Consider the following 23724-nt stretch of genomic DNA (forward strand, 5'->3'; position numbering starts at 1 on the left):
AATCAATAGTATATGTAAGCTTAGGCAGCAAAGTGGAATCTAATAATTATTCTCAGAAAATTCATTTACTATTTAGCTTTTCAACAACTGAAGGTACCATCCAATTATTTGGATGGTACCTTCTCTCAACCACATCATCTTCACCAATTTCAATTTCATATTACAAAAAATAATTTCCATATATAAAAAGCATCCTATAACAGAATGCTTAAATTTATCATCTTTCAATTGTCTAAGTCGGAAAGTCCCATAATCAATTGTTTCTTTAATCGATTATATCTAGTTACTTCCATATCTTCACCAGAGAACTTTTCATTTGGTGCTAGATGACTACAAGCAAGCGATTGTTCGACCGTTGCCATCTTTTTGGTTCACTTATAACATATGTCCAAAGCTAATTGCAGAGCATAAAGATTCTTTTTAATTGTTCGATAAACTTTTTAAAATCTTATGTCTTTCCGCGGAACTTAAATAAACTCTCCTTATAGTAAACTCCTTAATTTGAACTTACTTACTCTTCTATTAAATAATTATATAAAGAACTCTCTACTTCTTGCTCCAACAACATATTCATTCTAACAATCGGCAATTTCTTGTCATTCTTATCTAACATAATCGTTTGTTCCTCACTATTCATTTCAGTTATAACCTTACCAATATAATAAAAGTCATTTCCCTCGCCATCATCTTTCTTAACAAAGAGATGTAGATCTATTCCTAATTGTTCTGCATTAATAATTTTTTGGACTTCCTTAGATGTTAATTTTCTATTTCTTTTTGAATACCACCTTAAGACTTCTTGACTCAAAAACTCATCTTGATAATTAATAGTTCCATCTATTTCCTCACTCTTATGATATGTAACAAAAAGCGGACAAGTCCCATGTTTAGTCTTATATCCATACAGGGTGGAGGTTTCATCCTTTGACCAATTTAATAATTTACATGCATCTTTACGAGAATATTTTTGGTACAAAGTTAGTGAATTTGAAGAATCATAAGCACAATTTTTTTGTTCAGCCGTTCTTAACAAATCTTTTACTAAAGACTTGTAGTATTCATTACGGACAAGACTTTCAACTATCCGATTATTAAACCGATAGCACTCTTCCTCTTTCACCACAATTGCTTCTTCACCATATTTCTTTATTGCTCCTTTAGTAAAGAATGACAAGTCCAATACTCGCTCAACAGCTGTCAAAGTTTCTGTATCTGTTATACACCCTGCAGAAGACAATGCCAAAACATACTCATCTCTTGGGACTTCTCTTTTTTGTAGCAACATCTTTAATAAAACAACCTCATGTTTTCTTTTACCATTTAATATCTCTTGAGAAAGCATCGTTAACACTTCATTTTCATACTTAGACAAAGATGGTACTTCTTCGTTTATTTTCCCCAAGAATATATTGTAATTTGTTATTTTACCTTCACTCACGATTACACAAGGATCAATAGAATTATAGGTAACAAAATCATACAGATATGGAACTCGGCCAATTTTATTTTTCAATTCTATATAAGCGTCTCTTAATATCTTAAAGGATGTTAACTTTGTATCATTTATTGACTTAAAGATTTGCTTTTTAGCAATCTCTTCAAAATTAATCGTGGATACACCCTTGATATAGCAAGTATCCTTAGTATGACGGCGAATATTATCTTTATTCTGAGAACGATCACCGGATAGGGCGACTGGGATCAGATAGTTATTCTTATAGTTCCCAATGAAGTCGATCACCGTTACATACTCTTTACTGTCATGCTTTCTAAGTCCACGACCTAACTGTTGAATGAAGATAATACTTGATTGAGTTTGTCTAAGCATAACGACTTGATTGATACTTGGGATGTCGACACCTTCATTAAAGATATCCACCGTAATGATATAATCTAATTGTCCATTTTCTAATTCATTAACCCTACTAATTCTTTCCTCTTGAGAATGATTCCCTAATAATGCTACTGTCTTTAGTCCTCTCTCATTGAGAACTTTCGATAGCTCGCTTGCTTCCTCTTTTCGGCTACAGAACATTAATCCTCTTACCTTATTCCCCGAATGGCCGTAGTACTCGATTTTCTCTAAGATATGTTCAACTCTCTCATCAGTAATGAGTTTAGATAAAGCAGCTGTTTCATCTAATAACTCACCATTGATTTCATAGTCAGTTACGCCAAAATAGTGAAAGGGACATAGCATTTCCTCTTCAAGCGCTTCCTGCAACCGGATTTCATAAGCGATATTGTAATCAAATAATGAATAGATGTTGAAGTCGTCTGTTCTCTCTGGAGTAGCTGTCATCCCCATTAAGAAATTAGGTTTGAAGTATTCCATGACTTTTACATAGGAATCAGCCCCGGCTTTATGTACTTCATCCACTAACACATAATCGAATTCAGCAGGATCAAATTGATTCAGAACATGGTCTTTAGACAAAGTCTGTACCGTGGCAAAAAGATACCTCGCTTCACTTTGCTTGGAATTTCCTGATAAGATTCCGAAATCTCGATCGATGCCTCCCAATACCTTTTGAAAATCCGATTTAGCCTTTTGTAAAATTTGTTCACGATGAACGATAAACAGCATTTTCTTTGGTGCAAATCGTCTTACATCAAAAGCAGATAAATAGGTTTTACCTGTACCAGTGGCTGAAATAACCAATGCCTTGTCTTTGCCTTCTGCTCTCACACTTTGAATACTTTGTAAGGCAGCTTCCTGCATTTGATTAGGAACAATCTCTACTGCATCCTTCAGAGAGTTATGCTGATATTGTACCGGATGCTCAATCACATTCTGGATGTTTGGCAGATTTGACGCCTGATATGTTTTCTCATACTCCTCAATCCATTCAGGAGTCAGGTCGATCGCTTCACCCCATACTTCTTCAAACTGATCAATAAAGTGATGAATAATCTCTCCATTTTCATGCGAATTCAATTTTACATTCCATTCATAATTTGCTTTTAAAGCCTGTGCAGTTAAATTTGAGCTACCAACAATCAAGGAATAATGAGTACTATGTTTAAATATATACCCTTTGGCATGAAAACCCTTTAAGTTGGTTAATTTGACTTCAACATTAGAAACTTTCATGAGCTCTCGGAATACGTTGGGCTGATTAAATTGTAGAAAGGTAGATGTAAGAATTCTCCCTTTCATCCCCTTTTGTTTAAGATCCCAAAGGAGTGCCTTTAACGTAGCTAAACCACTTTCCGTGATAAAAGCCACCGAGAAAAAGAAATCCTCACAATGACTTAATTCTTCAAGAATGGTAGAAAGAATATTCTTGTTATACTTCGCATTATTGATCAACAACTGGGGTTTGTATCGTGTAGATTTCCCATGTGCATGATCAATAAAACCTTTATAAATTGAGTCCGTTAAGTTTTCAACAAAGTTCGTCATTAAGATCTCCATCCATTTCCAGTATTATAGTAAAATTGTAATATTTATTACCAAGACTGTAAACCGTATCCATAAAGAAAAGCTACCCAATGAATGGATAGCTTTCTAGTTATGCATATACTTTTTGTATTTTTTCAATGGCAGGGATATCTGCAGGTGCCCATTCAAGAGTATCTAACTCATCAGGGGATAGCCACTTAATCGCTGAGTGCTCTGTTAAGACTGGTTCTCCTTCATTCAGCTTGCAATGATAGGTAGTCAAATGAACAATACCAAAATCATACTCATGAACTGTATGTTCAATCTTCTCACCAATTTCTATCGAACAGTGCATTTCCTCATGGATTTCTCTTTTTAAAGCTTCTTCAGGCTTTTCACCTTTTTCAATCTTACCGCCTGGGAACTCCCACAAGAGTGCTAATGATTTTTCTGTTCCTCTTTGCGCACAGAGGATTTTGTTGTCTTTAAAAATTACCGCTCCTACTACGTGGATGTCTTTTTTCATTGTTTCCTCCTTGGGGTGAAGGTTATATTATACGAAAAGGATAACATATTAGATTAGTATACTACAATCAGGCATCACTTAATGGATGTAACTCTTCTTCTCCTCTTTCTTCTGAAAATAAGCATGCAACCTATACTCACAAATCTCCCTAGTAAACTCAAAAACAATTTGCTCAAATCTCTCAGGCACTTCTAACTGAACCTCAAAACGTCCACCTTCAAACCTGATCAACCCATCAGAACTCTCACTCCACTTAGTCATAGGCATCTTAGCAATCAATCCAGCAACCTTCTTCTCATCATACTTCCACATCTGCTTATGAGACTTCCCGGAGAAATCAATCCGCTTCCGGTATTCCTCACTAGTTAAATACGAGTGGAAATATGGAGCAACCTCAATTGGCGTTACAGCCATATACCAATCAGACGGTCCTCTTTCAAGCATTGCTTTTAATAGCACCATTTTATAGCTTCTGCTCATACTCGTCTTTTCTACATCCTTCAGCCAAAGTTCATACTGTATATATACTTCTTGTTCTAACTCATTCAGCTCTCCCATTTCATATAGAAACCGATGATACGATTTCCACTCATCATAATAAGCATTGGCACCCATTCTTCCATGCAAATGAAGCTCCAAGTAACTAGGTCGTCGTCCCATCTCATACTTAAGCTCGTAGAATGCATCTTTAAGAGCATCCCTTCTAGGCTGCTTTTTCCTTGCCATTTCAGCAAATAGATCTACTACTTTCGTTTCTAAATTCAATGTGCAACTGACTGGAGTAGTTGGAATGACGTTTGTTTTTCCCTTCGTCGCCTTCTCTCCTTGATGAAACAAAGACATCTTAATATCAGCATTACGATAGTTTCCGATCAGATCGATGATGACACACTGATTTTTGCTTTCATGTAAACGGAGACCACGACCAACTTGTTGGGTAAATACAGTCAAAGACTCAGTCGGTCGTACGAATAGAAGGGTATCAACAGAAGGAATATCTACTCCTTCATTAAACAAATCAACCGTAAAGATCGCATCGAGTGTCCCATCTTCCAGCATTTTAATGACTTCTGACCGACTCATGCCACTTGGCTTTGAAGTAAGAGCGATCGTGCGGTATCTTCTTTCATTAAAATACCCTGATAAAAATTCTGCTTGGCGAATGGATGAACAGAACACCAGGGACCTCTCTTGTTTGTGAGATTCCCACGCCTCGATAACCTTCTCAGCATAGCTTGTTCTTAATTGCACTGAAAGAAGTTCTGCTTCATCGTACCTCGTTCCCAACCAGGTTAACTGAGTATAATCCGTTTCATCATAAACCCCATAATAATTAAAAGGAGACAACCAGCCATGACCAATCGCCTGGAGGAAGTCAATGCGATAAGCGAGATTCCCTTCACAGATCGCATAAATGTCACGGTTATCATTGCGATCAGGAGTAGCTGTGATACCGAGAAGGAATTCTGGTTTAAAATAATTCAGCACCCTTTGATACGTGTTGGCTGCTGCGTGATGAAACTCGTCAATGATGATGAGATCAAAATCTTCCGGCATAAAACGATTAATATGCTTTTGCATACTCAGTGTGAAAATAGAAGCAAAAACAGCATCCGCTTCCCCATCTTTTGTCGTTCCATTATATATCCCTGTGGTTAGATCAGGGAGCACATTCTGAAACGATCTCTCTGCCTGCTTTAAAATCTCTTCTCGATGCGCAACAAAGAGAATTCGCTTAAAACGCTTTGCGAAGAATGCAGCTAGATACGTTTTCCCTAATCCAGTAGCCATAACCACCAATGCTTTCTGGTAGCCTTCGTCATACGTCTTCTCCAGTTCTTCTAGAGCTTCAATCTGAGCAAAGCGTGGGGCAATCTCCCCGTAAGGTGCAGGAGTCTCTAAAACGACATCCTCTGAATGCTCCATCTTTCCAGCAGGAAGCATCATGTTAACCTCTTCCTGCTCAGTCCATACTTTTGCTAGATTCCCATGATTTCGATGGAATTCTCTATAAGACACCTCATACTCTAGAAGGCTCTCAGCATTTAGTGCGATGGTTTGCTCATGATAAAACAACCTCATGAACTCCTCTGAACCTTCCTCGAATATCTTCTTCTCATCATTGATCAGTACATTCCACTCAATGCCCTTCCCCATAGCTGATGCAGATAAATTGGAAGATCCAATGAAGAAATGATCATGTTCTGCCGTCTCAACCAGATACGCCTTTGGATGAAAGCTAACTCCCTTACTCTTCCACAGACGAATCTCTATAGAAGGATGGATAGACAGTAAACCGTTCAATGCTTCCGGCTGGGTGATGTAAAGATAATCCCCCGTTAGGATCTTAATGTCAGCCCCCTGCTCGGCAGCAAAACGCAAAGATGACTTCAGTAACTCTACACCAGATCTCATTGAAAAAGACGTAATGATGTAAACTGACTTCCCTATAGTGATTCTGTCTTTCAATTCCTCTCCGAAACGAGAAGTAATCAATTCAATTGAACTCATACAATCAATCCTCTACCTCAATTAAAAAGACCTTCTCTTCAAAGCCACCACGCTTCTCCGCTTTCTCTTTGCGTACCAATTCAACTTCTTCTATAGAAGATCCATGATGCTTAGCCAAAGCATGAATGATCTCTAACAGATCCGCCAGCTCCTCCACCGCTTCTCCATTCGATTCAGCTGCACAATATTCGTCCAGTTCCTCATAGCTTTTTTCCTTTAAGTATTTTATGTAGTCCTGATCATTTAGAATTTCTGTTGAAAACTTCTTTCCTGTGTTTTCAATGATTTGTGGAATTTTATCTCTGACTAGTTTGTTGTAAGTTGGCATAGTCTCCTCCTAATTTATGTATTTTCATTAGTTTATCATGTTTATATTCAGTTTATATATTTTTCTTTCTCTTCAGCTTCTAAAAAAACGCATTCCCATCTTATTCCCGAATACTCTCTTAAAACCGCTCTCTAAAATACTCTTCTAACTCAGGATTCTTACAATACACATAGCAGAACTTCTGCCCACGAGTCATCAACATCCGGTACGCATTCCTTATAATCTCATCAACTACCTTTTCAGCGCTCTCTGAATCTACCCTCAACATTTTCTTTATTCCCCTCAATGAAGAATCGTCTAAGCTCTTTCGGTATGATCTGTGATAACATATCAGACTTCATATCTTATGTCATCCCTTAAATTCACCCTTACGTAATTCAAACTCCAGACCCTGGCATGTATGAATATTTTGCTATTCAGTTGAATTTTGGATTTAGCAAGATCCCTATAATTTTCACCTCTTCAAAAGATAAAAAAAGAACAATAATCCAATGAAATTCCATTTATTTCAATAAGTTGACGACCTGTCCGTTTCAGGCCATTTTCATCATTTGATAATGGTTGTAAAAGGGGTCAAAGTATTGGAGAAATCACTGACAGAACGAGAATTATACGGAAAGTACATATCCATTTTATTGCGATTAAGACGAAACGAAATGGGCTACACTCAGGCAGAATTAGAAGAAAAAGCAGGCCTGGCTCGAACCACGATAAGCAATATTGAACGGTGTATACGAATCCCTGAATCCTATACCTTATCCAAAATTGCAATTGCATTGGGAATCAGTCTGGACCGCTTAAATGAAGAAGTATGGGAGAACATAGAGAAACACAAAGACAATCACTCTTCTGCATTTAAACATCTTTACTCCGATTTATACTATAGAGGTGATTGAGATTAAAAAGCAGGAATTTGTTTTATTGAAGGGTAAGCAGGTTTATAATTTTATGATTGTTGAGTTTGATGATAAGAACGCCTATGGGGAGATTTATTTTACGGAGAATGATAGTAAGACTTCTATATTTAGAGGGTCTGATGTGAAGGAAGTTATAAGGTTGGTGAAAAAAGAAAGCTGTGGCTTACGTCGAGGGTAAGCCACAGCTTTTTTACTTATAGAATACCTTCTATTATTTTAAGACGCTCTTTCAATTCCTCCACCGTTAAATACACTCCATCCTCTTTCCTATGAAGCATCGCATGACAATTCGGACACACAGGAATAAGATCTTCTATCGGATTTACCTGATATCATTTCTGAATTTCATGAAGGGGTATAATGTGGTGGACATGAATGAAATCTCTCCCCACTTCCCCATATGTATCTTCAAAGTTCAATTTACATACTTGGCACTCGGCACCATAATGATCCATGCACTGCTTACGGGCAAGAGGATTACGTTCATATGAATTAACAGTAATCGTTCTACGTTCTCCTTCCCACATTTCCGGCACTTCGTCAGGATAAACCTCAGCTGACAAATCCTTATGAAAGAACGGCATGATATAGTCACTGAGCTCACCAGTAAGTTTCATAGAACCCTGAATATTCCCTTTCAATCCATGCTCCCTTAATTGATAAAGAGATAAATCATCCGTATCAACCACATCCAACAAACGGATACGTGTCTTATCCCCACCAAAGAAATGACCTATTGATATTGGTTACAAGTTTTTATACATAACAGACTAAAAATTAAAAACTTCATATAATTTTCTTCTTAAAGTCGAGGTTTTCTATAGAAATAGTTTCCAGCATATTTGTTAATTCTTTTATTCTGGTAGACTCTCTATCAAAAAAATCCATTACAACCATCTTAACCATAGATGCTACAAAAATAATTAATAATATTAATATTCCAATTGAGAGAAATACCTCTAATGATTCATTAATGTCGTTTACTTCGTTTGCAAATATCCACCTAATAAAATAGTTCCATACAGGTAGAAAAAGTCCTACTCCTAACCCCCTTACAAATATTCCAGTGAATTTTCTGAGTTCAGCTTCTTTATTTAATACATTAATTATTTTTTTTAATTGCTCCTCAGAATCTAATCTTCTATATACAAAACGTTTTAAGATATCCAACTTTCTTTGAGTTAACGGTAAACCTCCCCAAAAAACCCCTTGACTTTCCCTCAAAATGTTATGTTTTTTTTCTAATATTAGTTTATTATGCCTGTTTAAAATTGCACCTTCTATAACCAATAAACCTAAGGGTATTAACATTAGATAAAGGTTTGATGCAAATATTAATCTCATGAATATAAAGCTTAAGGTTATAAAAACAAGTATGTATACAAAAAGAAGCCATTTGCTCATATTTTTATATACTAGGTTCCAAACACCAAGTTCATTTTTATAAAATTCTATAAATTCTTCTTTCAAAGTATTCCTCCTTATTAAACACCAAAATAATTTGTTTTGCATTAATAATGGTTGTCTTTTAGTTTTGTCTTGGTAACACTTAAGATTTGAGGTATACAATCGTACATACTTTCTGTTGAATCCGAATCTATTATGGCCCTTACATTGCCCCACTTTTACTGAAGAGCATCAGGAATCCTACTGCTAGTTTAAAATTCTAAACCAGAAAATTTTTTCTTTTACTGTATCTTCTTAGCACGATAATCCCCCTACTTCTCATTATAAGGCTTTTTTTGAGGAAAACTTTAAACGGGCTTATTCGTGCCACTTGAAATATTCTTTAAAACTTCTATTGCGTTCGTTATATCCTGAGCATTAGGTAAGTTTGTTTGCGGATTCGTATTTGTATCCTGTGGCGGACTTTTCAATTCAGCTCTACCGAAAATCAGAGGGAATAACTGCTCTTTTAATTTAATTTGGTCGTCCTCAGAAAAGGCAGCTATATATGGATTCAACGTTTTTAACTCTACCTCCATCTGACGGTTATATTTTTCTTGCGTTTCATTTTTAGTAACTTGACGAGCTGCATAGGCAGTAAATGATCCTAGAGCAGTAGTAACAATAAACCTAGCAACTAGAGAGGGCCAATCTAAATCTTTACTGAAAATAAATGCATAAACACCAAAACCTATCGTTACAGCAAAGCCAGTAACTGTAAACCTTTGCCATAGCGTAGTCAGTTTTTCCTTTTTATCAGCAACTTCTTTAAAGTGGCCTGAAATTGAATTGGTTGAAATTATTCCCACAAGACTTTCTACAGATTTTTTGTGATTTTCTAATACTTTACTATATTGTGCTTGTTCTTCTTTCGTATTTTGGAGGAATTCTTCTTGTTCAGTAGTTAAAGTATTAATTAGTTCTTGGAATTCAGCCCTTGTGGAATCAACATTTGATTGAATATCATTCTCATACTTCTTTAAAGTGTCATTAAATTCTTGCTTGAACTCTTCCTTCAAATCAATAAATTGTTCAGATCTTGATTCTTGATTTTCTAAAAAGTTTTGCTGTTGTTGATTGTATTTGTCCTCAATGTTTTGTATTCCTATTGATATTTTGTCATCGTATTCATTGAGAGTGTCTTCAAAGGATTTTAGCTTCTCTATGATGTTTTTAGATTCTTGAGTAAGTTCTGTTTGTTCTCTTTCCAAAATTGTTTTATATTGACCCACAGACCTTCTTAGGGTAGTAACCGTCTCGCGAATATTTTCTATAGATTCCTCATTAAATACTGATAGAATTTGACTGGAATGAGTAATAATATTATCAATTCTAGTATTGAGGGTGTTTAGGTTGGAATGGTTATTAAATGTGTTTGTCCCATTATTTAATTGAGAAGTTACATTATTTAATTCATTATGGATAGCATCAAGAATGTTTTTTCGAAATAGTGCTGGGTCTATAGAATCTAACTTTGTTGATAAATGGGTTAAGATAGCTCTCACTCGATTTAAGCTTTGAAAAGCATATTCATCTAAATTCTTAAGAAAATCTTCATTATCCTCTAAAGATGCTAGGCTAATTTTAGTTGTATCTAATGTACTAAAAATAATGTGTTCTGATAAACTACTTATAGTTGTCACTGTGTATACCAACTCTCACTTGTTAATTATTTACACTATACCAAACGTACATTCTCTCTGTCTATCTGAGTATTAAATTTGCTTTGCTTTTCATTCTTAAATAAAGCATGGGGAGGGTTGTAATGCCTCCTATTATTGAGAACCGTTCCCCACCTCCTATTGTGAATCAATTATTATGTTCAAATAAACTATCACTTGAACTGACTTCGAGCATAAAGAAAAGGTCCGTCCCTAAATCTCAGACTCGGACCTTCCTCATATCCAATTCAAAACATACACATACACAAACGCCAACACCGTTATCGAAAGAAAATACACCCCATTCCACTTAAATGCAACGGTTACCCCATTCCTCTTAACACACTGACTGATGATAATATTCATAGCATTCAACGGAGAGATCGCTGATGACAGCATCCAAGTAAAAATGCACATAAATGCTACACTGGTAACCGCTACACTAGGCATGGCTGTAAAGTCAAGAGAGGTTAATATCAAAGGTGTGACGATAATCTGGTGAACTCCAAGAAACGCCATAAAAATCACCAACAGAATGATAAAGAGAAACAAAACCCCAATAGATTGCGTGGCAGACCACTGTATAGACCTCTCCAATAGCTCCTTGACGGGTGTATGGGATACAACATTCCCAAAAAGCCCTGCACTTAAAAAGAGGCAGATCTCCATTTTCTGTGAGTGGAGCTTGTTCTTATAGAGAATGATTTCCTCTTTAACGATCGATTGTCTTTTCCGGAAGATCACCCAGGCCACAGGAACCAGAAAACAAATGATGCTGACTAGGAGCAACATGGACTTATGGAAGGCCTGCTCCATGACAATCAATAGCACAACCAATCCAATGACAAAGACAAAGAGTAGATACATATCCTTCTTTGGCCCTTTATCAGGTGTAATCATTTCGTTTCTTTCCTCTGCCGCAGCAGTCTCTTCTACCATCCTTGGCCGAAAAAGAACAAAACCCACCGTCATTTGAATAACGGCAAACATCACTCCTACGACGACATATGAAAGATAAGTAATATCTAAATAGAATAGGACAATCCCCACTGAAGCAAAAAAGGGTGACCATATGACCGCCGGGGTAAATCCTACGTAATAGGACCTTGATAGTAACTTGGACGGTAGATTTATACTTTCCACAAACCCATGGACAATCCTTAAGGCACCCATATTTAAGATAGGTGCTAGGGTCATCATAAACGTGCTTATGCCATAGAACGTTTTACGTGGATTGTGTTTCAACTCATTCAAATAGAGGATAACAGAATCAATAACCCCTTCTCTTCTCAGTGGCGCGGACAATAGTGGGGCTAAAATGAGAATCGATAACAGGGGCATGTTCTGCGTGATTCCCTGGGCTAGATCAAAGCCTGTATCTCCAACCGTATAGTGAATGATTACTCCTGCAGCAAACAGGCTCAGTGTAAATATCCTACCTTTCCATTCTAATAAAGGAAGGAATAACAAAAATACGGCAACGGCCACTATGTTAAAAACCAAACCAATATAGACGTTCGGCATAAAAGCTTCAACAATATAAAGTAAACACATACTCATGGTGAGAGAAAAACGTAACATGTTTTCCCTTCTCTCTTTAAGTCTTTAACAATCTATATTGTACTGGAATGATTCCCTTATCCCCTTTGTACTTTATCCGGAAGGGGCGCATGAAGCTTTAATAGATCCCTGAATTCATTTCCGAGTTGTTCTGTCGTTGCCCCTCCGCCTAAATCAGGGGTGAGAACATCCTTCTGGGAAAGAATCTCCTCAATGGTCGACAGTATTGCACTCCCCCATGCTTCTTCACCAAAATGATCCATCATCTGACTGACAGAGCATATGGCAGCAAGGGGATTGGCAAGTCCCTTGCCAGCAATATCAGGAGCAGAGCCGTGGATGGGTTCGAACATGGAAGGATATGCCCGTTCAGGATTGATATTGGCCCCTGCCGCCAAACCAAGGCCACCTGTAATGGCAGCACCTAAGTCCGTCAGGATATCCCCGAAAAGATTGGATGTCACCACAATTTCGAACCTTTCCGGTTGAAGGACGAAATAAAGGCTTGCTGCGTCCACAAGATATGAATACGTTTGGACGTCAGGATAGTCCTTCCCTACTTCGGTAAAAACTTCATCCCAGAAGACCATGGAATAATTAAGGGCATTCGCTTTGCTGATGCTCGTCAGCGTCTTCTTCTGTTTCCGTGCTTCTTCATATGCATAGCGGATAATCCGTTCAGTCCCTTTCCGGGAAAAAACCCCCGTCTGCAGGACCACTTCCTCCGGCTTTCCTTTAAAGAGCCAGTCACCCGCTCCAGCATATTCCCCTTCGCTGTTCTCACGAATCACCAGGAAGTCTATTTCTTTTTCACTTTTGTTCTTAAGGGGGGTTAAATCAGGGTGCAAGAGTTTAATCGGCCTGAGGTTTACATACTGATCAAACTTTTTGCGAATTTCCAACAATAATTCCCAAAGAGAGATGTGATCAGGAACTCCGGGATAGCCTACCGCTCCCAAGTAGATGGCATCGAATTTCTTCAATTGATTGATCCCGTCGTCTGCCATCATCTTTCCGGTTTCCACATAATACTCACATCCCCAAGGGAACTCGGTAAAGCTGAAAGAAAGCTGTGGATCGACTTCCTCAATCATTTTTAGTACCTTTACACCTTCCGCTACGACTTCAGGTCCTATCCCATCCCCGGGGATAAGGGCAATCTTCATCCTTTTCATCATCCTCGACCTCCTATGCTTTTGGTCCCCCGGCAACATATAAAACCTGACCGCTAATAAAAGAAGAATCCGGGCTCGCAAAAAAGCTTGCTGCCTGCGCGATGTCTTCCGGTGTACCAGCCCTGTTGACCGGGATATGTTTGACTTTGGCTTCTATCAGTTCCTCGAAAGGGATCCCCAGCCGTTCTGCCACTGCTTTGGTCATGTCTGTCATGATGAAGCCGGGAGCGATTGCGTTCACCGTAATATTATATTTCCCTAGCTCAATGGCTAACGTCTTGGTAAAACCCTGTATACCAGCCTTCGCAGCCGCGTAATTCGCCTGACCTCTGCTTCCGAGTGCTGAAACGGAAGATAAATTAATGATTCGTCCATACTGATTTTTCACCATTGATTTCTGGGCATATTTACTGCAAAGGAATGTGCCTTTCAAATGAACATTCATGACATCATCCCAGTCTGCTGAGCTCATCTTGTACAATAGATTGTCACGTATGATTCCGGCATTATTAATGAGGATATCTACCTTCCCATGATCCGCTTCCACCTTGGCGTATAGCTTTTCCACTTCCGCTTCGTTGGTGACATCTGCGGTTATGGCCATAACTGAAAGATTCTCTTCCATGAACTGATGATACGTCTCCATTAAAGCCTGTTCCTGAATGTCCACTAAATAAACAGTGGCCCCATCCAAGGCAAGCTTTATGGAAATCTCCCTGCCGATCCCCCTGCTTGCCCCAGTAATGATGGCTACCTGATTCTCTAAGTTTGGCATGACCTCACTCCCCTCTATGATTCTGGTATAATCGTTCAAGCTGCTGCTCGTATTCTGCCACGATGTTCTGAATGATCTCTTTAGCACTTCTAATTTCGTTGATTAATCCGATAGTCTGGCCCAATGAAATCACGCCTGAATGGTCATTTCCCGTAGTGAGTAATTCCTGGTAGGATTCACCGCTGATATAAGGAAAGATCTCTTCAAGGGTAGCTCCTGCTCTTTCCTTTTCGACCAGCTCCACTGCCCGTTCCGTTTTCATCACTCTCATGGCTTTTCCAATCGATTTCTTCACAAGGATGGTATCAGTTTCCTGTAAATCTATTAATCTCCTTTTAATCGATTCATGGAGGACCACTTCCTTTGAAGCTAGAAACCTTGTACCCATCTGGACGCCTTCTGCCCCTAAAGCAAAAGCAGCAAGAGCGGATTTCCCTGTTGAGAATCCTCCTGCTGCAATGACTGGTATTGACAGTTCCTCAACAGCCTTCTGTATCAACGTAAGACTGGTGACGTCTTCTCTTCCCGGGTGGCCTCCACACTCATATCCAACCACTACCACTGCATCACAGTCGATCGCTTCCGCCTTTTTGGCAAACCTCACGGATGGGACGACATGGACCACCTTGATCCCGTTTCCTTTCAGACTGTCCATATATTTCTCAGGGTTGTTCCCTGAAGTAAAGACAACCGGTACACGGGCTTCTATAGCAGCCTCAACGAATTCATCCATCGGTTTACGGATTCCGATCGCAATATTGACTCCAAATGGCTTGGAGGTGAGTCTTCTGGCAACTGCGATATCTTCCAGCATCTCTTCCTTGGACGAATAGCTCCCTGCTGTGATGAGCCCCAGCCCCCCTGCTTCTGATACTGCGGAAACGAGCGGCGAGGTACCAAGTCCTTGGAGTCCGCCTTGGATGATGGGATAGCGGATATTAAACATATTTGTTATAGCTGTATTCATCATATTCTTTCACCCTTTGAGAGCTTAAATGTTCCCGTACAGTGGCCGAGGAGTTCACCGTCTTCATTTTTCAGCCTTCCTTCAACGAAGACCGTATTCCGATTTTGATGAATAATCGATGCTTCTGAATAAACCGTCCCGTCCATGACTGAGTTTAGATATTGAATATCTAAATGGAGTGTTGCTACTTCATCAAAACCCAGTGACCTGCCAACCATGCCCATCGCTGTATCAAGAACCGACGCATATATGCCTCCATGAACTGAATTCCTTACATTAATAAACTCTTTCTGGATGGGAAGAGCCAGTAAAACATGACCTACTTTCAATTCTTTGAGTTCCAATCCGATAAAATTCCAGAATGGGCTATTTTCAAAATCTGATCTTACTGTCTGCAAATGATCTGCTGTCATGAAAATGCACCCTTTCCGGCTTCTGAAAGTTCATCTTGATTGGCTATGACTGAAAGCTTCTCCCCATTGATCACACGGATCAAGTTCTCTGCAATCAGGATCGAGGTCTGACGGGCTGCCTCAAGGCTGATCCCTCCGATATGAGGACTCATCGTCACTTGTTTCAATTGAAAGAACGGATGGTCCTCAGGTGGCGGTTCATTTGAAAATACGTCAATTCCCGCTCCAAGAATCTGATTCCGCTTCAGAACATCTACTAAATCCGCCTCATTCACCACACCGCCCCGGGCTGTGTTAATGAGGACGGCCGTTTCTTTCATAAGCGTGAGCAACCGATGATCTACTAGTTTATCTGTTTCTTTCGTAAGAGGGATATGTAAACTCACTGCATCACTTTCAGAGAATATTTTCTCCAAGGAGGTGGTTAATTCCACCCCAATTTGGTCAGCAGCCTGCTGTTTCACTTCGTCTATTTTCCTTACATACGCCATCGCTTTCATTCCGAAACCATGTACTAATATTTTTGCAACTTTTTGAGCTATGCTGCCGAATCCAACAATGCCTAAATGTTTCCCTTCCAGTTCATGGGTATATTCTCCATCCCTCGACTGAAAGTTTCCTGCTCTCATTTCCCTGTCAAAGAAAGCTGTTTTTTTCATGACAGCCAATAGCAGGCTCACCGCATGTTCAGCGGTTGCCGTACTATTCAGCTTTGGTGCATGTAAAACGGGGATCCTCTTGGTCGTTGCATATCGTACATCGATATTATCAAGTCCCACCCCGGCTCCCGAAATGGCTTTAACTTGCTGGCAACTGTCCAAAATCGCAGGAGTGATCCTGGCAGGAGCCCGGAGGATGATTCCATCCACATGATGGTGTTGGAGGTAATCAGATATTTCCGCTTCGTGGAAACTAGTAAACTTCTTAACTTCCGTGTATCTGTTCAGGAGTTCCTCCCCATCCGGATGGTACATGGGCAAGATCTGAACAATGTGAGGCTTATTCATGGCACCACTCCCTTTTGGCATTAACCTTTTAGACTTGAAGATTCTCAATAATGGTAGAGATTCCCTGACCACCGCCAATACAAAGCGTGACTAACCCGTATTTTTCACCCCTGCGTTCCATTTCGTGAAGAAGTTTCGTCATCAGGATCGCTCCAGTCGCTCCGATTGGATGACCCAACGCAATGGCCCCTCCATTGACATTCACTTTGTTGATATCCATCCCTGATTCACGGATCACTGACAGCGCCTGGGCAGCAAATGCTTCGTTCAGCTCGATCAGACCCATATCATTGATCGATAATCCGCATTGCTTTACCGCCTTAAACGTAGAAGTCACTGGCCCGATCCCCATGATTTCCGGAGATACTCCGCTCACCGCCTGGGCGATGATTTTGGCTTTCGGCTTTATCCCATATTCATTCACTTTCTCTTCATTCATCATAAGGACAGCTGACGCACCATCATTCCTTCCACTCGCATTACCCGCAGTCACAGTGCCGTTATCTTTAAAGACTGCCTTTAGCTTGGAGAGCTTTTCTATGGTCGTGCTCCGGGGATGTTCATCTGCACTGAATTGAAGAGTGTTTCTTTTTTCCTTATATTCCACTGGAACAATTTCCTTTTCAAACCGTCCGGACTCGATGGCAGACTGAGCAAGTTCCTGGCTTCTGAGGGCAAACTCATCCTGCTCGGATCTGCTGATAGTATACTTGTCAGCAAGGTTTTCCGCTGTCAGACCCATCGTCAGGTTGCCGTACTTTTCTATTGGCTGAGAGCAAGGTTGACTTTCCGTATTTGGATCCAACACTTGCGAATTACCGACTTGGAAACCATAACGGGCATTTCGAATATAATAGGGGGCTGTACTCATGCTTTCCGCTCCCCCGGCTACCACAACATCGGAATGACCAAGCCGGATTTGCATATCCGCATTATTAATCGCTTGAAGTCCCGATCCGCATTGTCTATGGACGGTATACCCGGTAACCTCAATCGGGAGCTCTGCCCGTAATGCAGCAAGACGGGCAAGGTTTGAGGTGTCTGCACTTTGCTTTGCCTGACCTAGAATGACTTCATCTACTTCCACTTCAGCCTGACTTCGATTCAATACTTCCCTAATGACTTTCTCGGCAAGATGGTCTACAGGAACACCTTTTATGGTTCCTCCCATTCTTCCAATCGCCGTCCGGACTGATTCAACGATGTATGGTTGATTCATTCCTTACACCCCCACGTATGATGATTCGCGTTTCAGTTCATTCGCAATGATGTTGCGCTGAATTTCAGACGTTCCTTCATAAATTTTAGTAATGCGGGCATCACGATAGTAACGCTCTATTGGATAATCGCTCATATATCCGATTCCACCGTGGATTTGAACCGCTAAATCCGCCACCTTGTTATATACTTCCGAAGCAAATAGTTTCGCTATGGCTGCTTCTTTCACTACCCTCATCTTTTGATCGGTCATCCAGGCAACACGGTATGTCATTGATCTAAGAACCTCGATCTGCATACTTATTTCTGCAAGCATATGCTGAACGGCCTGTACTTCGATGATCGGTTTGCCGAACTGTTCCCGTTCCTGGGTATATTGCAGGCAATGTTCAAGAAGCTTCTCACATGATCCAAGGTTTCTTGCCGCTAGACCGGCTCGTCCATTCGCCAGGATTTTCAACGCATTGATATAGCCCTGTCCTTCTGTTCCAAGGACGTTTTCTGCAGGAACCTCCATATTTTCAAAGAAAAGCTCAGCTGAATGAGACCCCTTTAGCCCCATTTTCTGTTCTACCTTTCCTAATACGAAGCCTGGGAAATCCTTTTCTACGATAAAGGAAGTGATCCCCTTCGCTCCTTTGGCACGATCCGTTACCGCCATTACGGTAAATACATGCCCATCGACAGCGTTGGTAATATAATGCTTGGAACCGTTCAGGATGAATTTATCACCTTTTCTGACCGCAGTGGTTTTCAATGCTGCTGCATTGGAGCCTGCACTTGGTTCGGTTAAGGCAAATGCACCAATCCATTCACCGGTGGCCATTTTAGGCAAGTATTTCTGCTTTTGTGCTTCTGTCCCTAACTCGACAATTCCTACTGACCCAATCCCCGTGTGAGCACCGATCAGGGTTGTATAACCATTATGAGTTTTACCAAGCTCCTCATATATGGCGCACTTCCCCACCATGTCGAGTCCCAGTCCACCGTATTCTTCCGGGATACTCAATCCGAAGAGTCCCATTTCCTTCGACATTTCAACCAGTTTCTCCGGAATCATATCCTTCTCTTCAATTTCCATTGCCAAAGGTTCTGCTGCTTCTTTCACAAACTTCCGTACATTATCTCTTAAAAATTTTATATCTTCTGAAAAATCAAAGTTCATCTGTACCTCTCCCTTATTGATTAGTAAATTCGGCTGCTCGTTTTTCCAAAAAGGCTGAAGTGCCTTCCTGTTTATCCTCTGTCCCAAATGCTACCGCTTGTGAAAGCTTCTCCATCAGCATCGCTGTCTCAAGATCGATATCATAGCCTTTATGAACGACTAACTTTGCCAGTTTGATAGCCACCGGACCTTTTTTATAAATCTGAGCTGTCACTTCTTCTACTTGCTTATCCAATTCACCCTCAGGAGCAAGATAGGAAACAAGGCCGATTCTTTCTGCTTCCTCCCCATCAATAATCTTACCGGTGAGAATCATATCAAGTGCCCGTCCCTTTCCAATGATCCTGGAAAGGTTCTGTGTTCCACCTGCTCCTGGAATAATGCCAAGGTTCAGTTCCGGCAAACCGAACTTTGCCCTTTTTGTCGCAACCCGGATATCACATGCCAATGCAAGCTCGCATCCTCCACCCAGAGCATATCCCTCGACTGCTGCAATCGTCACTTTGCTACATTGCTGTATTTTCTTATATAACCCCTGCATCCCTGGTATCAGGGCATCCAGCATGTTCTTTTGCTGAAGCTGTTTAATATCCGCTCCAGCAGCGAAGGACTTTCCCCCCGCCCCTTTCACCACGACGACCTTTACTTCATCGTTCGCCTCTGCCCATCCGAAAGCATCCTCCATCTCTTGAAGGGTTTCGAGGTTCAGGGCATTCCGGAATTCCAGGCGGTTGATCGTCAGCCACATCGCCCCCTGTTTGATTTGAACAAGCAAATTCTCATATTGATGCACGCTCTCATCTCCCTTAAGAATAGTGATAGAAACCACTTCCGCTCTTTTTCCCAAACCGGCCCGCTTTTACGTATTTAAGCAAGATAGGACTAGGTCGATATTTTTCACCCAGTGTCTGATGCAAGTACTCCATATTTCTTAGCCGCGTATCCAAACCTACTAAATCAGCTAACTCAAGTGGCCCCATCGGATGATTGAGTCCCAGCTTCAATGCTTTATCAATATCTTCAGCCGATGCCACTCCTTCCATCAGCATATTCATGGCCTCATTTCCAATCAGGCAATTCATCCTGGAAGTCACAAACCCAGGTAATTCATTTACTTCGACCGTTTCCTTCTTAAGTCTCTCACCGACTTCTTTCACAAGCCTTACGGTTTCATCTGACGTTTCCAAGCCACGGATGACTTCGATCAGCTTCATTTTATGAACAGGATTAAAGAAATGCATCGCCACCACTTTATCGGGACGTGACGTCTGAGCCCCGATTTCTGTCGGACTCATGGTGGACGTATTAGTGGCTAGAATGGTTTCTTCGGAACAAATGGAATCCAACCTTTTGAAAATATCAATCTTTAATTCCATTTTTTCAAGTACTGCCTCTATGACAAGGTCAGCGTCTTTTGCCGCTAATTCCAAATCTGTTTCAAAAAGAAGACGATCCTTTGCCTCCCCATATTGGTCTTCTGAAATAAATCCTTTTTGTAAGCTGCCTTCCAAAAGGCTGAAGATATCGTTCTTTGCTTTTTCCAGGATTTCTTCGTTTATATCATTCAAGTAAACATTAAAACCCGAAACCGCACAGGTATACGCAATTCCTTTTCCCATGACTCCCGAGCCTACCACTGTAATAGTTTGCACCTAAAAGCCCCCTTAGCTGGATATTGTATGTTCTACAGTCGTGCGTTTCGGATTGAATTTTTGATAGAAGAATACGAGTGCCAGAATGGCGAATCCAATGATATCCGTTACAATCCCCGGATTGATCATGAGGATTGCACCAATAAACAGGATGATCCTCTCATACCAAAGAGCATTCCTCAAAAGCCACCCTTCTGCCGCACAAGCAACCCCTATGATTCCAATAATGGATGTGACCACTGATAGAATGATATGAGGAGCATCCCCTACCAGGAGCAATGTCTCTCCATAAACAAACATATACGGAACGATGAAGGCTGCAAGCCCCAGTCTTACAGCTGTCATTCCTGTTTTCATCGGATCCGATCCCGAAAGTCCTGCTGCAGCAAATGCAGCCAGTGCCACTGGTGGTGTAATCGCAGATAAAGCGGCAAAGTAGAACACAAACATATGGGCCGCAAGCGGTGATACACCAAGTTCAATCAATGCTGGAATGGTGAGAGGTACTTGAACGATGTAAGCCGCAACCGTCGGAAGCCCCATCCCAAGGATAATGCTCGTAATCATCGTGAAAATAAGCGTTACAATTAAAATCCCACCTGAGATATCAATGATCATTCCGCTGAATTTCAGACCGATTCCCGTCAAACCGATAATCCCGATAATGAAACCTGACGCTGCACAGGCAATGGCCGTTTCAATGGCAGCCCTTGCCCCTAAATCGAGAGCTTTATACATTTTTGAGAATGATAGTCTCGTAGACTTCTTCAAAGCCGCCACCACAATCGTCACACCGATTGAAAATAAGCCGGCCCGCATAGGAGATGCTCCAGATGCCAGCATAAAGACGATGACGATAAGCGGAATAAAGAACATGAAGCCACTCTTTAGAACACTTGAGACCTTCGGAAGATCTTCCTTCTTAAGACCATCCAATCCGAGTCGCTTCGCTCGTAAATCGACTTGAAAGTATAAGCAGCAGTAATAAAGAACCGCTGGTATAATGGCAGCCACTGCGATATCCATATAAGGAACCCCTAAATAGGAAGCAATGATGAAAGCTGAGGCTCCCATGATTGGAGGCATGATTTGCCCTCCTGTTGAAGAGACCGCTTCCACGGCAGCTGCAAAATGACTTCTATATCCTGTCTTCTTCATTAATGGAATTGTGAAGGCACCTGTTGTCACCGTGTTGGCTACAGCGCTTCCTGAGATGGTTCCCAAGATGGAACTAGCGACAATGGCCGTTTTGGCGGGACCACCGCGGTATTTCCCCATACCTGCAACAGATAAATCAATGAAAAATTGTCCTGCTCCGGAAACCTCCAGAAACTTCCCAAATAAGATAAACAGGAAGATAAACGTCGCCGATACTCCAAGAGGGACACTGAAAATGCCCGTCACTGTATAGAATAGGTGATCTACGATCCACATGGCGGTAAATTCACGATGGGAGAGTTCACCTGTGATGAGGTGTCCAAATATGCCGTATACCAAACAAATGAAAATAATCAGGACCAGCGTATTCCCAATCACACGTCGGGTCGCTTCGATTAACAATAATCCCGACACAATCCCAATCGTGATTTCAAGCATAGTGAGCGGTTCAATATAACTCATCCGTGATGAAATCACCTGTGCGTTCATCACATAATAGGAATAACAGGCAATCGACAAAATCATAAACACCCAGTCATACCAAGGAATGCTCTCATTTTTCACTGCTTTTTTGGATGGTTTATATATCGCAAATGTAAGAATCAGAGCAAACGCCAGATGGGCAGATCGCTGGAGAATCGACTCAAATACGCCGAAAAATGCCGTGTATAAGTGGAACAAAGACATAAGGACAGCCACAATGGAAATAATCTTGGCAGCTGCACCCTTTAAAGAGCGCAGCTTGCTGTTAAGGTTTCCATCTTCATCATATTGAGTTACAATTTCCGATGCTTCTAATTCTTTTGACGAATCCTTTTTAGTCATACTTTCACCTTCTTTTTCATGGATATAGTGTGTTTATCACTTACTCGAGAGCCCCGACTTCTTTATAATATTTCTCTGCTCCAGGATGAAGTTTACCTACATTATTCTTCACTGAATACTCTGCATCAAAGTCTTTCATAATCGGTGATAACGTTGTCCACGTATCTTTTTCTTCTACCATCATTTTTGTAAGCTTATACACCGTCTCTTCATCCATTAGGTCATCGTTGACTAATAGAACGGTATAACCGGCAACTGTGTTGACATCTTCTATCACATTGGAATACGTGCCGCCTTCAACGGTATATTCCAAATATCCTTCATTCTTTTCATGCAGACCTTTAATCGTTTCATCATCCAAAGGAATTAAGCGGATTCCAAGTGTGGTATCAAGTTCCTGGAACGTGGAAACCGGTGCTGCTACCATTCCGACAATAGCATCGATATGACCGTCGCGAAGAAGATCCGCTCCGTCAGCCGTACCAATATATTCAATTCCGCCAAGGTCATCGTAAGACATATCATTCAGCTTTAAGATATCCTGGAAGGCAAGTTCTCCACTATAACCCTTAATCCCTGGGCTTACTTTCTTCCCTTTTAAATCCTTTACCGATTTGATATCTGTATCGGCACGTACAACGATATGGAATACATTCGGATAAAGGGTTGCAACCGTACTGACATTGTCCACTTTTTCTTTAAATTCGTTTTCACCATTTAGAGCTTCCGGAACCGTCTGACCGTTACTGAATCCAAGTGCGAACGTACCTTGACTTAATCCCAATAGGTTCGAAACAGATCCACCCTCGACAACTGTTACAGATGAATCAGGGAATACTTCACTCATCTTCTCCCCCATTGAACCGGACAAGGTATACCAGAAGCCACCCACTGTAGCCGATCCGAATGCCATATCTTTAGGAGGCCCATCAGCACTATCCTTTTTAGTGCTGCCAGCTTCATCTGAAGAACATGCTGCTAATGTCATTAATAATAAGGTTACCAATACGATTAAATATTTTTTCATCATTACGT

The 23724-nt window shown here is 40.7% G+C and carries 21 protein-coding genes; 1 reads left to right on the plus strand and 20 read right to left on the minus strand.

All coding sequences use genetic code 11. From position 1 onward, the window contains the following. Window positions 1-511 precede the first annotated feature (511 nt). The 5 genes from KH172YL63_RS11215 to KH172YL63_RS21615 all read right to left on the minus strand — a co-directional run bounded on the left by KH172YL63_RS11215 (window position 512) and on the right by KH172YL63_RS21615 (window position 7084). Window positions 512-3406, minus strand: coding sequence for a DEAD/DEAH box helicase (locus KH172YL63_RS11215; protein WP_173106180.1), 2895 nt, complete (start codon window positions 3404-3406; stop codon window positions 512-514). Between the two features lie 109 nt (window positions 3407-3515). After that, window positions 3516-3911, minus strand: coding sequence for a (deoxy)nucleoside triphosphate pyrophosphohydrolase (locus KH172YL63_RS11220; protein ID WP_173106181.1), 396 nt, complete (start codon window positions 3909-3911; stop codon window positions 3516-3518). A 78-nt stretch (window positions 3912-3989) separates the two neighbouring features. Continuing rightward, window positions 3990-6422: a DEAD/DEAH box helicase family protein gene (locus KH172YL63_RS11225; RefSeq protein ID WP_173106182.1), complete on the minus strand. Its 2433-nt coding sequence runs from the start codon at window positions 6420-6422 to the stop codon at window positions 3990-3992. Between the two features lie 4 nt (window positions 6423-6426). Continuing rightward, complete coding sequence (locus KH172YL63_RS11230; protein WP_173106183.1) at window positions 6427-6750, minus strand: nucleoside triphosphate pyrophosphohydrolase; 324 nt, start codon at window positions 6748-6750, stop codon at window positions 6427-6429. Between the two features lie 118 nt (window positions 6751-6868). Then, window positions 6869-7084: a DNA/RNA helicase domain-containing protein gene (locus tag KH172YL63_RS21615; RefSeq protein WP_442858782.1), complete on the minus strand. Its 216-nt coding sequence runs from the start codon at window positions 7082-7084 to the stop codon at window positions 6869-6871. A gap of 247 nt (window positions 7085-7331) precedes the next feature. On the opposite strand from KH172YL63_RS21615, the gene KH172YL63_RS11240 reads away from it, so the two are divergent. Beyond that, window positions 7332-7646 carry a helix-turn-helix domain-containing protein gene (locus KH172YL63_RS11240; protein WP_197747078.1) on the plus strand — a complete coding sequence of 105 codons (315 nt, stop codon included), beginning with the start codon at window positions 7332-7334 and terminating at the stop codon, window positions 7644-7646. Between the two features lie 353 nt (window positions 7647-7999). On the opposite strand, the gene KH172YL63_RS11245 is transcribed toward KH172YL63_RS11240, so the two are convergent. The 15 genes from KH172YL63_RS11245 to KH172YL63_RS11315 form a co-directional block, all read right to left on the minus strand. Further along, window positions 8000-8308, minus strand: coding sequence for an HNH endonuclease (locus tag KH172YL63_RS11245; protein WP_232066000.1), 309 nt, complete (start codon window positions 8306-8308; stop codon window positions 8000-8002). 145 nt (window positions 8309-8453) lie between these two features. Next, a complete protein-coding gene (locus KH172YL63_RS11250) occupies window positions 8454-9137 on the minus strand; it encodes a hypothetical protein (RefSeq protein ID WP_173106184.1) in 684 nt (227 codons plus the stop codon). A gap of 284 nt (window positions 9138-9421) precedes the next feature. Then, complete coding sequence (locus tag KH172YL63_RS11255) at window positions 9422-10756, minus strand: hypothetical protein (RefSeq protein WP_173106185.1); 1335 nt, start codon at window positions 10754-10756, stop codon at window positions 9422-9424. 255 nt (window positions 10757-11011) lie between these two features. Continuing rightward, the gene (locus tag KH172YL63_RS11260) at window positions 11012-12355 is read right to left on the minus strand and encodes a hypothetical protein (RefSeq protein WP_173106186.1); all 1344 of its coding nucleotides are present in this window, start codon (window positions 12353-12355) and stop codon (window positions 11012-11014) included. A gap of 56 nt (window positions 12356-12411) precedes the next feature. Beyond that, entirely contained in the window at window positions 12412-13509 is a 1098-nt protein-coding gene (locus tag KH172YL63_RS11265) for a tartrate dehydrogenase (RefSeq protein ID WP_269475217.1), read from the minus strand. 13 nt (window positions 13510-13522) lie between these two features. After that, window positions 13523-14284: a 3-oxoacyl-ACP reductase FabG gene (gene fabG / locus KH172YL63_RS11270; RefSeq protein ID WP_173106188.1), complete on the minus strand. Its 762-nt coding sequence runs from the start codon at window positions 14282-14284 to the stop codon at window positions 13523-13525. A gap of 4 nt (window positions 14285-14288) precedes the next feature. Further along, window positions 14289-15251 carry an NAD(P)H-dependent flavin oxidoreductase gene (locus KH172YL63_RS11275; RefSeq protein WP_232066001.1) on the minus strand — a complete coding sequence of 321 codons (963 nt, stop codon included), beginning with the start codon at window positions 15249-15251 and terminating at the stop codon, window positions 14289-14291. Then, entirely contained in the window at window positions 15251-15664 is a 414-nt protein-coding gene (locus KH172YL63_RS11280; RefSeq protein ID WP_173106190.1) for a PaaI family thioesterase, read from the minus strand. The genes KH172YL63_RS11275 and KH172YL63_RS11280 overlap by 1 nt, the downstream gene beginning before the upstream one ends. After that, the gene (locus KH172YL63_RS11285; protein WP_173106191.1) at window positions 15661-16671 is read right to left on the minus strand and encodes an NAD(P)-dependent oxidoreductase; all 1011 of its coding nucleotides are present in this window, start codon (window positions 16669-16671) and stop codon (window positions 15661-15663) included. The genes KH172YL63_RS11280 and KH172YL63_RS11285 overlap by 4 nt, the downstream gene beginning before the upstream one ends. Before the next feature lie 28 nt (window positions 16672-16699). Beyond that, the gene (locus KH172YL63_RS11290; protein ID WP_173106192.1) at window positions 16700-17890 is read right to left on the minus strand and encodes a thiolase family protein; all 1191 of its coding nucleotides are present in this window, start codon (window positions 17888-17890) and stop codon (window positions 16700-16702) included. 3 nt (window positions 17891-17893) lie between these two features. Next, the gene (locus KH172YL63_RS11295; protein WP_173106193.1) at window positions 17894-19054 is read right to left on the minus strand and encodes an acyl-CoA dehydrogenase family protein; all 1161 of its coding nucleotides are present in this window, start codon (window positions 19052-19054) and stop codon (window positions 17894-17896) included. Between the two features lie 13 nt (window positions 19055-19067). After that, window positions 19068-19847: an enoyl-CoA hydratase/isomerase family protein gene (locus tag KH172YL63_RS11300; protein WP_173106194.1), complete on the minus strand. Its 780-nt coding sequence runs from the start codon at window positions 19845-19847 to the stop codon at window positions 19068-19070. A 13-nt stretch (window positions 19848-19860) separates the two neighbouring features. Continuing rightward, the gene (locus KH172YL63_RS11305) at window positions 19861-20706 is read right to left on the minus strand and encodes a 3-hydroxyacyl-CoA dehydrogenase (protein ID WP_173106195.1); all 846 of its coding nucleotides are present in this window, start codon (window positions 20704-20706) and stop codon (window positions 19861-19863) included. 12 nt (window positions 20707-20718) lie between these two features. Further along, on the minus strand, window positions 20719-22689 hold the full coding sequence (locus KH172YL63_RS11310) for a TRAP transporter permease (RefSeq protein WP_173106196.1): 1971 nt from the start codon (window positions 22687-22689) through the stop codon (window positions 20719-20721). 40 nt (window positions 22690-22729) lie between these two features. Next, window positions 22730-23716, minus strand: a complete 987-nt coding sequence (locus KH172YL63_RS11315; RefSeq protein WP_173106197.1) for a TAXI family TRAP transporter solute-binding subunit — start codon at window positions 23714-23716, stop codon at window positions 22730-22732. Window positions 23717-23724: the final 8 nt, after the last annotated feature.

Source organism: Bacillus sp. KH172YL63, assembly GCF_011398925.1.
Classification (GTDB): domain Bacteria; phylum Bacillota; class Bacilli; order Bacillales; family Bacillaceae_B; genus Rossellomorea.

Bases quoted from the DNA above. Each gene is read 5' to 3' on its own strand.
- KH172YL63_RS11225 (WP_173106182.1), bottom strand. From the start codon at position 6,422: ATGAGTTCAATTGAATTGATTACTTCTCGTTTCGGAGAGGAATTGAAA.
- KH172YL63_RS11265 (WP_269475217.1), bottom strand. From the start codon at position 13,509: ATGAAAAGGATGAAGATTGCCCTTATCCCCGGGGATGGGATAGGACCT.
- KH172YL63_RS11280 (WP_173106190.1), bottom strand. From the start codon at position 15,664: ATGACAGCAGATCATTTGCAGACAGTAAGATCAGATTTTGAAAATAGC.
- KH172YL63_RS11290 (WP_173106192.1), bottom strand. From the start codon at position 17,890: ATGAATCAACCATACATCGTTGAATCAGTCCGGACGGCGATTGGAAGA.
- KH172YL63_RS11310 (WP_173106196.1), bottom strand. From the start codon at position 22,689: ATGACTAAAAAGGATTCGTCAAAAGAATTAGAAGCATCGGAAATTGTA.
- KH172YL63_RS11220 (WP_173106181.1), bottom strand. From the start codon at position 3,911: ATGAAAAAAGACATCCACGTAGTAGGAGCGGTAATTTTTAAAGACAAC.
- KH172YL63_RS11315 (WP_173106197.1), bottom strand. From the start codon at position 23,716: ATGAAAAAATATTTAATCGTATTGGTAACCTTATTATTAATGACATTA.
- KH172YL63_RS11295 (WP_173106193.1), bottom strand. From the start codon at position 19,054: ATGAACTTTGATTTTTCAGAAGATATAAAATTTTTAAGAGATAATGTA.
- KH172YL63_RS11260 (WP_173106186.1), bottom strand. From the start codon at position 12,355: ATGTTACGTTTTTCTCTCACCATGAGTATGTGTTTACTTTATATTGTT.
- KH172YL63_RS11275 (WP_232066001.1), bottom strand. From the start codon at position 15,251: ATGAATACAGCTATAACAAATATGTTTAATATCCGCTATCCCATCATC.
- KH172YL63_RS11230 (WP_173106183.1), bottom strand. From the start codon at position 6,750: ATGCCAACTTACAACAAACTAGTCAGAGATAAAATTCCACAAATCATT.
- KH172YL63_RS11285 (WP_173106191.1), bottom strand. From the start codon at position 16,671: ATGAATAAGCCTCACATTGTTCAGATCTTGCCCATGTACCATCCGGAT.
- KH172YL63_RS11215 (WP_173106180.1), bottom strand. From the start codon at position 3,406: ATGACGAACTTTGTTGAAAACTTAACGGACTCAATTTATAAAGGTTTT.
- fabG (WP_173106188.1), bottom strand. From the start codon at position 14,284: ATGCCAAACTTAGAGAATCAGGTAGCCATCATTACTGGGGCAAGCAGG.